Below are 12,517 nucleotides of genomic sequence, written 5' to 3' on the forward strand. Positions count from 1 at the left end.
ATCGATCACAGTTCCTGGGCGAAGTTGCCCTGCAGGCGCACGAAGACGCGGTGACTGAGCACGAGCAGCACGAGTCCTACCGCCAGGGCGATCGCCATGCGCAGCACGAGGTGCGCCGGCTGCTCCAGGCCGTCGCCGCCCAGCCAGAAGGCACGCTGGAACCCGAGGACGGCGAGGGTCAGGGGGTTATTGGTGTAGATCTCGAGCAGCGTGGGGCTGGTGATGATCTGGCTCGCCAGATGCCAGGCGTACAGCACGGGCGAGAGCCACATCAGCAGCATCGTCACGACCTCGACGAGATACTGCACGTCACGCAGGTAGACGTTGACCGCCGAGAAGAACAGGGCGAACGCCACACCGTAGACGAGGATCAGCATCAGCGACGGCACGACGTACACGATCTCCCAGTGCAGTGGAGGCTTGCCCGCGATCACGGTCGCGACCAGCAGCACGCCGAGCTGGATGAGGAAGTTGAACAGGGCCGACCCCGTGGCCGCCAGGGGGAAGATCTCCCGCGGCATGTAGACCTTCTTCACCACGCCGCCGTTGGCGATGATGGACCCGGTGCCACCCACCGCGATCTCCTGGAACAGGCTCATCGCGGTCAGACCGGTGAAGATGAAGATGGCGAAGTCGGGGATGCCGCGCGCCGCACCGAGGAACTGTCCGAGCACGACGAAGTAGATGCCCAGCAGGATGAGGGGGCGGATGAGCGCCCAGACGAATCCGAGTGCCGAGTCCTTGTAGCGCGCCTTGACGTCGCGCTTGACGAGAAGATCCAGCATCTCGCGCCGCGCGAAGATGTCGCGCAGCGTGGTCCACAGCGACGCGAACCCCAGGCCGGGGGTGACGCCGACGGAGCGCATCGGCATCTCCGCGAGGCGTGCGAAGCGCGCGTTAGCCGCGGCGGGTGAAGAACTGGGCATGGGGACCGATTCTAGTGGTGAGATTCTGCACGACGTCTGAACTCAGCGACGTCGCAGACGCTGCCGCGCGCGCCACAACCCGCCGCGCACTCCTTCGGTCCGCGCGAACAGACTGTCGACGCGATCCGCCGCGTCCGGACGGTGGAGCCGCACCCACATGTCGACGAAGTCGCGGAACCGTCCCCACCCGATGTAGCCGGCGCGTCGAAGGAACTGCACCTGGTGCTGGGTGTCTTCGGGCATCGTCGCCGACATCTGATCGAGGTTGTAATCGAAGGCCGTGTGGCTCTTGGCGAGGTACGCGGGCGTGGCGATCGTCATCGAGTGGAACCCCAGCTCGCCCGCCGCGTAGACGGGCATCCGCTCGAGGATGTGGGCGAGTCCCCCGTCGACGTAGGCCTCGGCTCCGCCGAACTCGTCGTAGGTCCACTCCCGCTCGACGAGGAGCCGGAGCGCTTGCGGACGGGCGAAGAACATCGATCCGAACGGTGCGAGCGGCGAGACCTCGTCCAAGGGGACGCGGATGCCGAGCTCGGCGCACAGTTCTGCGACCCCGGGTCGGTTCGCCCACCAGCTGTGCCCCATCGTGGGGTGACCGAGATGAACCGTGGGAGGGAACGCGAGCCCGAGTCCCGGCTGCTGCTGGAAGAGGGCGACGACGTTGGCGGCTTCGTGCGGCCCGGCGAGGAGGTTCTCGAACTGATGACGACGGAAGTGCCGTCCCACGTTGGCGCCGTCCTGCGGCGTCTTCTTGGAGTGGATCTTGACCACGAGGTCGTAGTCGTCGGAGAGCAGCACGTCGCGGCATCCGATGAGGAACGCCGCCTGGTCACGCCCGTTGTTCGAGGCGACGACACGGACGTCCACTCGTCCCGGGAACTTCCGGGCGGCGACGATGCGCTCGATCTCGTCGGCTCGTTCTCGCTCGGGCGTCGTGACGATGAGATCGACGTCTCCCGGCAGGTACCCGGCGCGATCGAGAATCTCGTCGGTCATCTCGACGTAGAAGATGTGCGCGATCACGGCCGTGCGCAGCGGTTTGGCGGGATCATACGCATCATCCGTCGGCGACAGGACGCGCAACAGCGCCGCGTCGGCGTTCAGGACGCGCGGCTCGACGTTTCGGGCGAGATCGTCGAAGATCAGCTCGACCGGGTACCCGTTGCGCTCGGCCGCCTCGAGGGTCCACTTGCCGATGACGGCGACACGATCGAGGAACACCGGCCACTGGAAGAACGGCCGCCGCTTGAGCGTCGGACACCCCGCATCGATGAGCTGCTCGGCGTAGAGGACCGCGTGGTTTTCGATCTTGTCGGTGAGCGTCGGAAACGCCACCTCGCCCGAGAACCCCTGCTGAGTGAAGTGCTGCGTGAAGATGCCCTCGTGCTTGGTGACCGCGTCCGAGTAGGTCTTCATCGCGGGCAGATCTCGCCAGTACGCCTGCCACTCGGGTGAGGTGAACATGCGCCGACGGACGGCAACCCAGTACGACTGGAGGTGATAGGGCAGGTAGTCCTGGTCCTCCGGGGTGAACGGGTGCGGTTCCACGCGCAGGTGGTCCGTCATGCCCCAGAAGTGCAGCGGGTGGGCGTTCATCCGATCGAAGATCGGTCCGAACGGGCGGATCGGCCCGAACCAGGTGTCGTTCACGAGCAGAAGCTCGTCGAACGACGCGACCCGCTCCCCCACGGCATCCAGCCCGTGCTTGTAGCCCCAGATGTCGTAGCCCTCGTTGGGACGCTCCAGCACCAGGTCGCCGACCGTCTCGAGACGCTCTCGTCCCTTGGCGGTGAGCGGACCGTTCGAGACCACGACGATCTCGTCGCAGAAGGCGCGCAGGTGCTCGAGTGCGTAGAGGACGAAGTCGCCCACCTCGCCCCGACGGTCGAACACCACGTAGATGAGCAGACGTTTGCCGTCCTCCGGGAACGTGTCGGCGGGGCGCGTCCAGTCGCCGATGAGCTCTGCGGTCTTCACGACGACGCCTCCTGGTCTTTCTCTCCCCGTTCCGTGCGCAGCCGCGAGGTGAACCGGCGCACCGCCGACACCACCCGGAACCCTCGCCACGCGAGCCGGTAGAACGGGCGGAAGGTGTCGACGACACCGGGATGGTTCACGCGGAGGAACATGCGCGCCAGGGCGACCGTCCCGCCGTAGCCGGTGTAACCGGCGCGGTGGAGGAACCGGATCTGCTCGACCGGCCACCCGCGCGTCGTGGAGAAGAGCTGGTCGACCTTGTACTCGAGGGCGGTGTAGCTGATCTCGGCGTGTGCGTGGTTCAAGACCGTCCGGCAGTAGAAGCCCGCCTGCCCTGCCGCGGCGCTCACGAGACGCTCTTGGAGGTGCGCGAGATGACCGAACCGACGCTGGAACCGCCAGTCGTAGTCGGCGAAGGTCCACCGTCGCGTCATCATGGCGCGGAACGCGGCCGGCCGGCCCACCCACATCCCCCCGTAGGGCGCGAGCGGCGAGATGACGTCGAGGGGAACGCGGATGCCGAGCCGTTTCGCGAGGCGCTTCGCGTGCGGCTGCAGCATTGCCCACCCTCGCCCCATGGTCGCGTAGCCGATGTGGATCATCGGCGGGAACACGACCCCCAGCTTCTCCTCTTTCTCGAAGAGAGCGAGGAGGTTGCGGACGTACCCGGGGCTGCTGAGGAGATTGTCGAACTGGTAGCGGCGGAAGTAGCGCAGACGGTTCATCGTCTTCCACGGCGCGCGGCGCATGTGCAATTTGACGACGAGGTCGTACTCGTCGGACTGGAGGATGTCGCGACAGCCGACGAAGAAGTCGGCCATGTCGCGCCCCGGGCTCTGCGGTGTCACGCGCAGCTCGTAGGTGTGCGCGTTCGTCGTCGCCCACGCCTCGAGGAGGCGCTCCAGGCGCGCCGCTGTGACGCCCTCGGTCGTCGTGACGAACACGGACGCGCCGGGGGGAAGGAACTGCAGGCGACGCAGGACCTCGTCGACCTCGTCGATGTCGCTGACGTGCACCACGGCCGCGATCGACAGTGACGATCCGCTCTCGGCATCGACCGCGTGATCCGAGAGGACGGAGAGCAGGCCGAGGTTGGTGTTCAGCGCCTTGGGCGGCATGCAGGAGGCGAGACTCGACCGCAGGACCCCGAGGGGGTACCCGCGCTCGCCCATCATGTCGGCGATCTCGCTCGCGAGGATGGCGAAGCGATCCAGGAAGGGCGGGTAACTGGTGAACACCGCGCGATCGACGAACGGAACTCCGATGTCGAGGAGGTCTTCGGGGGCGAACAGCGCGGGGTCGTTCGCGTGTAGCCGTTCGGTGTCGAAGGCCCGCTCATGACGAGCCCCCGCGGCGGCGACGTAGCTCGCGAAGGACCGTTCCCTCTCACCCGGCTGGCTCTGTTCGGCCCACCAGCGGGTCCAGGCGCTCCCGGTGAAGAACTCGCGTCGCACGACCGTGAAGAACCAGGGCCGGTCCGCCACGCCGGGGAATCCCTCCTCGGGGAAGGACTCCCGAGGGGGTGCCGGGGGAACGACGTCCCAGACGTCGGCTCCGGTGTCCGCCATGCGCTGGAAGAGCGGGTCCAGGTCGGCAACCGGGCCGAACCACGAGTCGCCGGTCAGCACGACCTCGGTCGTCTGGGCGCGGCGACGACGAACGCGCTCGACAGCTGCGGCGTAGGACGTCGAGCTGAACTGTTCGGCCTCTGTCTCGAGGACATCGTCGACGAGTCCCGCCAGGAGTGTCCGATGCTCGGGAGACAGGGTTCCAGGGTGCGTCAGGACGATCGTCGCGGCGAGAGCACGGAGCGATCGCAGGGCCAGGACGGTGGTCTCTTCGATGCGACCCTTCGCGCGAACGGCGTAGACCACGGCACGGTCGGTCGCCTCCGGGCTCACGCCCGCGGCGGCGGCGACCGGCGCCACGGCGTCAGCGGTCCGCGGCATTGTCGAGTGCGGTCAGCAGGTAGCGGCCGTAGCCGCTCTTGACCAACGGTTCAGCGCGCTCTCGCAGTTCGTCGTCGGACAGGAAGCCCATACGCCACGCCACTTCCTCGGGGCAGCCGATCGAGAGCCCCTGACGCTTCTCGACCGTGCGGATGAACTCGGTCGCCTCGCTCAGCGAGTCGAACGTCCCGGTGTCGAGCCAGGCGGTGCCGCGCGGGAGCAGCTCGACGCGCAGGCGTCCCTGCTCGAGGTAGGTGGAGTTGACGTCGGTGATCTCGAGTTCGCCGCGGGGGGACGGCTTGAGGGCGCGCGCGATCTCGATCACGTCGTTGTCGTAGAAGTACAGTCCGGGAACGGCGTAGCTGCTCTTCGGGTGCTCGGGCTTCTCTTCGAGAGAGACCACTCGACCGTCCGCGTCGAACTCGACGACACCGTATGCCGTCGGGTCCGCGACCCGGTACCCGAAGACGACACCGCCGTCCAGCTCGGTGTATTGGCGCAGGCGCGTGCCCATGCCCTGCCCGTAGAAGATGTTGTCGCCCAGGACGAGCGCGACGGAGTCGGAGCCGATGTGCTCCTCACCGAGGAGGAAGGCCTGCGCGAGACCGTCGGGAGACGGCTGCACCTTGTACGTCAGCGAGATCCCGAAGCGCGACCCGTCGCCGAGGAGACGCTGGAACTGCTCCGAATCCTGTGGTGTCGTGATGATGAGGATGTCGCGGATGCCGGCGAGGATCAGCGTCGACAGCGGGTAGTAGATCATCGGCTTGTCGTAGACGGGCACGAGTTGCTTCGAGATTCCCTGAGTGATGGGGTGCAGTCGGGAGCCCGTGCCGCCCGCCAAAATGATTCCGCGCATGAAGACCAGTTTCCCTCATCCGCAAGCGGGTGCCAATCCAGCGCCCGACGGCGCGACGGGTGCACCGGTAATCTTGAGGCCATGAGTCGTCTTCTCGTGACCGGTGGCGCCGGTTTCATCGGTTCCAACTTCGTGCACCACGTCATCGCGCACACCGACCACACGGTGACGGTGCTCGACAAGCTCACCTACGCCGGCAACCGCGCGTCGCTCGAGGGCCTCCCCGAGGACCGCGTGCGTCTCGTCGTCGGCGACATCGCGGACGCGGCCGTCGTCGACCCGCTGGTGGCTGAGGCCGACGCCGTGGTGCACTACGCCGCGGAGTCGCACAACGACAACTCGCTGCACGACCCGCGCCCCTTCCTCGACACCAACATCATCGGCACGTACACGCTGCTCGAAGCCGCGCGCCGTCACGACGTGCGCTTCCACCACATCTCGACCGACGAGGTGTACGGCGATCTCGAGCTCGACGACCCGGCGCGCTTCACCGAGTCGACGCCCTACAACCCGTCATCCCCGTACTCGTCGACGAAAGCCGGTTCCGATCTTCTCGTGCGCGCATGGGTGCGCTCCTTCGGCGTTCGCGCCACGATCAGCAACTGCTCGAACAACTACGGCCCCTACCAGCACGTCGAGAAGTTCATCCCCCGTCAGATCACCAACGTCATCCGCGGAATTCGCCCGAAGCTGTACGGCACCGGGGAGAACGTGCGTGACTGGATCCACGCCGACGACCACTCCTCGGCCGTGCTCACGATCCTCGACAAGGGCGAGATCGGCGAGACCTACCTCATCGGCGCGGACGGCGAGAAAGACAACAAGAGCGTCGTCGAACTGATTCTGCAGATCGCCGGTCAGCCCGCGGACGCGTACGACCTCGTCACCGACCGCCCCGGCCACGACCTGCGCTACGCCATCGACTCGACCAAACTGCGGACCGAGCTGGGCTGGACGCCGACGTACGGCGACTTCGAGTCCGGACTCGCGGCCACCATCCAGTGGTACCGCGACAACGAGGCCTGGTGGGCTCCGTCGAAGGACGGCGTCGAGGCCTTCTACGCGAGCAAGGGGCAGTGACCGCGGTGTCGATCGATTTCGGCAAGGCGCTGTCCGTGCGCGAAACCCCGATCCCCGGGCTCGTCGTGTTGGATCTCCCCGTCCACGGCGACGCGCGCGGATGGTTCAAAGAGAACTGGCAGCGCGAGAAGATGACCGCCGCGGGTGTCGACCTGCCCGACTTCGGTCCGGTGCAGAACAACATCTCGTTCAACGACGCGGTGGGCACGACCCGCGGCATCCACGCCGAACCGTGGGACAAGTACGTGTCGGTCGCGACCGGACGGATCTTCGGCGCGTGGGTCGACCTCCGCGAGGGCGACTCGTTCGGTGCGGTCTTCACGACGGAGCTCGACCCGTCGACGGCGATCTTCGTCCCGCGAGGCGTCGGCAATTCGTACCAGACCCTCGAACCCGACACCGCGTACACGTACCTCGTGAACGACCACTGGTCGCCCGACGCCACCTACACCTTCCTCAACCTCGCCGACGAGACCGCCGCGATCGACTGGCCGATCCCCCTCGACGACGTGGAGATCAGCGCGAAGGACAAGAACCACCCGCGCCTCGCCGACGTCGTGCCCATGCCCCCGAAGAAGATCCTCGTGACCGGCGCCAACGGCCAGCTCGGCCGGGCCCTGCGTGAGGAGTTCGGCGACCACCCGTGGATCGAGTACGCCACGCGCGCCGACCTCGACCTGACCTCGCCGGACCTGGATGCCGCGCGCCGCTGGCGCGATTACGGGACGATTGTCAACGCGGCCGCGTACACGAAGGTCGATGTCGCTGAGACACCCGAGGGTCGCACCGAGGCGTGGGCGGCGAACGTCACCGCGGTGGCCGCCCTCGCCCGTATCGCCACCGCGAACGGGATCACCCTCGTGCACGTCTCGAGCGATTACGTTTTCGACGGAGCGAAGGACGGGGCCTACGGCACCGACGAGCCGTACGCACCCCTGGGTGTCTACGGGCAGACCAAGGCGGCCGGCGACGCGATCGTCTCGGTCGTCCCCCGGCACTACATCGTGCGCACGAGCTGGGTGATCGGTGAGGGTGCGAACTTCGTACGCACGATGGCGTCTCTCGCCGAGCGGGGAATCGATCCGCGCGTCGTCGACGACCAGGTGGGTCGTCTCACCTTCACGTCCGACATCGCGGCGACGATCCACGCCCTGGTGCGCGGGGTTGCCGCCTTCGGCGTCTACAACGTGACGGGGCAGGGCGCCCCCACCTCCTGGTGCGATATCGCCCGTCAGGTCTACGAGCTCACCGGCCACGATCCCGCCCGGGTCACCGGCGTGAGCACCGCGGAGTATTTCGCCGGCGCGACCTCGCCCGTCGCGCCCCGCCCGCACAACAGTGTCCTCGACACGACGGGGACGACCGCTGTCGGCATCGCACTCGGCGATGCCACGGAGAGCCTGCGGGCCTACCTCGCGCGCGGCTGACCGTGAACACGACGAACCCCGCTTCACCCGAGGGTGGAGCGGGGTTCGTCGTGTTCAGCCCACCGTGACCGTTTTGCATCCCAGATCGACGCTGAAGGCGCCCTTGTCGTCCGGGATGCTCACGCAGACCTGACGCTTGCCCTTCTTCGCCGTGAGCCGTTGCTCGAAACCGTGGATCGAACCCGCAGCGGGGAACGCCGCGCCCACGTCGGGGCGGGACTTGTCCGCCCGGACGGAAGTGGTCGTGCCGTCGATCGATACTCGGACCGACACGGGTGCCTTCACGTCGGGGTCGAAAGCCCACCCGCGCACCGAAACCGATCCCGTTCCCGCGCTGACGGCATCGAGGTTGCCGACCGGAGCGCCCGCCGCGCCCGTCACGGTGGTGCATCCCAGCAGGGGATTCGCACCGACCGTGTTGATCGCGTAGATGCACAACCTCGAGGTGCCGACGGGGATCTTCACGGAAGACTGGAAACCGTGCGCCGCACCGTAGAGAGGGAAGACCGCGCCGACGTCGGGACGACTGCGGTCCGCCGTGAGCACCGTCGCCGATGACCCGACGTACACGTGCACGGCGATCGGCTTGGCGGTGTCGGGATCGATCGCCCAGCCACGGACGGTCGCGGTGTTACCGGCCACACGCACCTCGTCGACACTTCCGACCGGAGTGCGTCCCTCATCGCGCGTGGCGACCGACTTGCACCCCAGGTCGGTGTCGGGGCCGCTGGTGTTGATCGCGGTCACACAGACCTTCGACGGTCCGATCGGGATGTCCACGGCTCGCGAGAATCCATGCGCCGCACCGTAGAGGGGGTAAACCGCGGCGACGTCGGGTCGCGACGCGTTGGCCGTCACCCGGGTGCTCTTCCCATCGACCGAGATGCGAACCGCGATGGGACGGACGGTGTCGGGATCGATCGCCCAACCCGACACGGTCGCGCTGCGCCCCGAGACCGTCACCGAGTCCAGGCTTCCGACCGGAGCCTGCCCCTTGTCCTTGCCCGTCACCCTCTGACAGCCGAGGGTCGTGTTGCCGCCCGCGGTGTTGATCGCGTAGGCGCACACCGTGCTGTCCCCCGTCGGAAGGTCGACGACCTCCGAGAAGCCGTGCGCGCTGCCGTACGCGGGGTAGGCGGCGCCGACGTCACTGCGCGCATCGTCAGCGGTGTACGCCTTGCCCTGTCCGCCCACGTAGATGTGCACCGGGATGGCTTTCTTCGTGTCGGGATCGATGGCCCATCCCCGCACGCGCGCGGAGGTCCCCGCCACATCGATTCCGTCCAGGCTCCCGATGGGGGCGCGCCCGATGTCCCGCGCTGCGGGGGTCATGATGTTGCGGCACCCGAGAGTCGCGTTGTCGCCGCGCCCCGTGTTGATGCCGTACACGCAGAGTTGCTTGGCATCCAGAGGGATCTTCAGCGTGACGTTGTAACCGTGGGCCGTCCCGTGGACCGGATAGGGGCCCGCGAGGTCGGGGCGATTCGAGGTCGCGGTGAACGCGGTGCCGACCCCGTCGACGTAGACGTGGACGGCGATGGACGAGGCCGTGTCCGGATCGAGGGCCCACCCCGACACCGTCACCGATCCCGACGATGCCTTCACGACGTCGACGGCACCCACCGGCGATCCCGTGTAGAAGGGCATGTCGCGGCATCCGAGGGTCACGTTCGAGCCCTGTCCGGTATTGACCGCGTACAGACAGACCTGGCCCGTGCCCCCTTGGGTGACCGGGACACGCGCGTCGAAGCCGTGTCGGTTGCCGCTCCCGGGGTACGCGGCACCCACATCCGCGCGATCGCCGTCGGCGGTGAGCGTCGTCACGACGCCGCCCAGTGAAGCCTGCACCTGAATGGGGCTGGTGGTATCCGGGTCGATCGCCCAACCACGCACACGGATGCCACCGGGGTACGCCTCGATGGCGTCGATGTTGCCGAAGGGGCGGCCACCCGCGCGTGTCGAGCCGAACCAGTCGGTGAACGTGCGCCAGAAGTTGCGGTTGCCGTAGGCGGAGCATCCGTCGCCGGTGCCGTAGAGATTGTCGAGCGCGGCGCGATTCGGGACGTACGGCGTGTAGATGTACAGGCCGGCGGTAGCGGCGTTCTCGATGTAGACGCGCTGTGTTCCGCAGCCGCCGTCCGGGTTGTAGAGGATGTTGTTCCAGCGGCCCTGCTGGTAACCCCACCACGTGGGGTTCAAGCGGTAGACCTCGAACTGACGGGCCCCGTAGTAGACCTGGTAGAAGAAGCCCGCCGTCGAGTCATCGCACGGGGCGGTGTCCGGGCATCCCTGCCCAGTCGCCGCCCGATAGTTCCAGTCGGACGGAGCGGTCGAGGTGATGAGGCCCTGCTCCTTCTGCAGGAGCACGAGAAGCGCCTTCTGACTGATCCCGCACGAGCGCGCGACCTTGTCGATGATGGTCGACGCGCTCTCGTTCGGCTGACCTTGATATCCGTTGCAGTACTTGTCCGCCGGTCGGTTGTCGGTGTTCTGGCGGTAATCCTTGATGCAGGTGTACCCGGAACGGCACGAGGGCACCTGTCGTTCCATGAACGCCTGGATGTCGTTCGAGCTCATCGCGTCGCCGTCGTAGAACACCGCATCGTCGATGATGTTGCCGGCGTTCCAGTCCGACGCGTCGGCGGCCGCAGCGGCCCCCACCGGGCTCACCGTCGCGGGCAGTGCGACAGGGACGGCCACGAGGACGGCGATCACACACGCCCAGACGGCGATGACCGCCGCGACGCTGCGGCGGCGGGTGCGGACGATCACTGCCCTGGCTCGATCGTCGCGGTCGCGGAGAGCGCGCGCAGCTGCGGGGATTCGTATCCGACGTGGAAGGACACCTTCTCTTCGCCGCTCGCAACGGGGATGGACATCAGGCCGCAGTAGGTGACGCCCTTGCCTTCCGTTCCGGCGACCGAGACCGATTCCTGCGTGTCATCGCGCGTGAGCGTGCACGTGCCGCCGGACTCGGCGACCCCGGGTACCATCGCGGTCACCTCGAGGGCGCCGTCACGGACCTCGGAGGTCACCACGAGGATCTCGCCGTTGTACGGCGTGTCGGACGTCGGGCTCTCGCTCGGTTCGGGCTGGGGCGTCGAGGTCACGATCGGAGTGGGGCTGGCGGTGGGCGACGCCGACGGCGAGAGGCTCGGCGACGGTCTCGGAGCGCCCGCGACGGGCGTCGCGCAGGCCGACAGCGTCACGACGCCGGCGACGAGGAGAAGGGCGGGCAGCGCGACGCGCGCCCGCCTCGGACGAGACGGGACAGCGGCGTCGTGTAGGTGCTTCACGCGTTCATTATGCGTGGCTTAAGTGACAGATGGGAATATTGCCGACAATCGGTAGACCCCCGTTATCGACGCCCGAGCCGCCGCCGAAGCCGCCGGACGCGCGAGAGCAGGGGCTGATGCGCGTCGATCTCGCGACGAATGTCGTCGCGCAGCTCGGCCCTCAGGCGGTCGACGGCCGCATCGACGTGCGCGGCCAGCTGCGTCTGGAGGGACGACAGGTACAGCGGCAGCCCGGGGCCCTCGCGTTGCACCCACTCGGCGAGAGCACGGTCGCGCACCACCGCGTCGTCGCGAGCGTGCTCGGCCGCGAGACCGAACATGCTGTTCGCGTCCAGACCGACCGAATCGGGCCGCTGCGTCCAAAAGGCCAGCGGCTCCCCCGCGAGGAAACCGATCTCGTGCGTACGCAGGATCCGCAGGTAGAGGTCCCAGTCCTCGACGGCATCCAGGGTCTCGTCGTACCAGCCGACCTCGTCGTGCACGCCGCGGCGGTAGACGACAGAGATGGGAACGGCCCGGTTCACGCTCATCATCTCGCCGAGCGAGATCCGGTTCATGCCCGCCCAGAACGGAGCTCGGCCGACCTCGACCCACGCGCCGCCGCGGTTCTCCTCGTACACGATCTCGGTCGCGGCCGACACCGCGGCATGCGCGGGGTTCGCGTCGAGCCACGCGACCGTGCGCTCGAGGAAGGCGGGATGCCAGCGGTCGTCGTCGTCGTGGAGAACGACGTACTCCGTGTCGAGGGCGCGCACTCCCGCGTTCGCCGCGACGCAGCGCCCGCCCTCCCCCGCGGGGATGTGGATCACCTCGACGCGATCGCCGAGCCCGGCGGTCGCGACGACGGCGTCGACCTCGGACGCGTCACCGCCGTCGTTGACGACGACCAACCTCCAGTCCTCGAACCGCTGCGCGGCGACATCCCCCAGCGCCCGGCGGAGGAACACCGGGCGGTGGCGGGTGCGGACGACGATCCCGGCGCGTGCAGACATGCGTTCGAGCA

9 protein-coding genes are annotated in these 12,517 nt (G+C 67.8%); 2 read left to right on the plus strand and 7 right to left on the minus strand.

Features of this window, described 5'->3' with window-relative positions; all coding sequences use genetic code 11:
* Nucleotides 1-5: 5 nt before the first annotated feature.
* The 4 genes from NS283_RS03435 to rfbA are packed head-to-tail and all read right to left on the minus strand — an operon-like array spanning nt 6 to nt 5,711.
* Nucleotides 6-926 carry an ABC transporter permease gene (locus NS283_RS03435; RefSeq protein ID WP_058595483.1) on the minus strand — a complete coding sequence of 307 codons (921 nt, stop codon included), beginning with the start codon at nt 924-926 and terminating at the stop codon, nt 6-8.
* Between the two features lie 42 nt (nt 927-968).
* Nucleotides 969-2,903 carry a rhamnan synthesis F family protein gene (locus NS283_RS03440; protein ID WP_058595484.1) on the minus strand — a complete coding sequence of 645 codons (1,935 nt, stop codon included), beginning with the start codon at nt 2,901-2,903 and terminating at the stop codon, nt 969-971.
* Complete coding sequence (locus NS283_RS03445) at nt 2,900-4,852, minus strand: rhamnan synthesis F family protein (protein ID WP_058595485.1); 1,953 nt, start codon at nt 4,850-4,852, stop codon at nt 2,900-2,902. The genes NS283_RS03440 and NS283_RS03445 overlap by 4 nt, the downstream gene beginning before the upstream one ends.
* Nucleotides 4,836-5,711, minus strand: a complete 876-nt coding sequence (rfbA, locus tag NS283_RS03450) for a glucose-1-phosphate thymidylyltransferase RfbA (RefSeq protein ID WP_058595486.1) — start codon at nt 5,709-5,711, stop codon at nt 4,836-4,838. The genes NS283_RS03445 and rfbA overlap by 17 nt, the downstream gene beginning before the upstream one ends.
* 81 nt (nt 5,712-5,792) lie before the next feature.
* Here rfbA and rfbB point away from each other — a divergent pair, with 81 nt between their 5' ends.
* On the plus strand, nt 5,793-6,791 hold the full coding sequence (gene rfbB, locus NS283_RS03455; protein ID WP_058595487.1) for a dTDP-glucose 4,6-dehydratase: 999 nt from the start codon (nt 5,793-5,795) through the stop codon (nt 6,789-6,791).
* A 5-nt stretch (nt 6,792-6,796) separates the two neighbouring features.
* Nucleotides 6,797-8,218, plus strand: a complete 1,422-nt coding sequence (locus NS283_RS03460; protein WP_058595537.1) for a sugar nucleotide-binding protein — start codon at nt 6,797-6,799, stop codon at nt 8,216-8,218.
* A gap of 54 nt (nt 8,219-8,272) precedes the next feature.
* Here the strand turns inward: NS283_RS03460 and NS283_RS03465 are convergent, their stop codons facing one another.
* From NS283_RS03465 to NS283_RS03475, 3 genes are all read right to left on the minus strand, one after another.
* On the minus strand, nt 8,273-10,990 hold the full coding sequence (locus NS283_RS03465) for a hypothetical protein (protein ID WP_241492179.1): 2,718 nt from the start codon (nt 10,988-10,990) through the stop codon (nt 8,273-8,275).
* Nucleotides 10,987-11,514: a hypothetical protein gene (locus tag NS283_RS03470; RefSeq protein WP_058595488.1), complete on the minus strand. Its 528-nt coding sequence runs from the start codon at nt 11,512-11,514 to the stop codon at nt 10,987-10,989. The genes NS283_RS03465 and NS283_RS03470 overlap by 4 nt, the downstream gene beginning before the upstream one ends.
* A gap of 62 nt (nt 11,515-11,576) precedes the next feature.
* Nucleotides 11,577-12,506, minus strand: a complete 930-nt coding sequence (locus tag NS283_RS03475; protein WP_058595489.1) for a glycosyltransferase family 2 protein — start codon at nt 12,504-12,506, stop codon at nt 11,577-11,579.
* Nucleotides 12,507-12,517 lie beyond the last annotated feature (11 nt).

The sequence above is a fragment of the Microbacterium testaceum genome (assembly GCF_001476285.1).
Classification (GTDB): domain Bacteria; phylum Actinomycetota; class Actinomycetes; order Actinomycetales; family Microbacteriaceae; genus Microbacterium; species Microbacterium testaceum_B.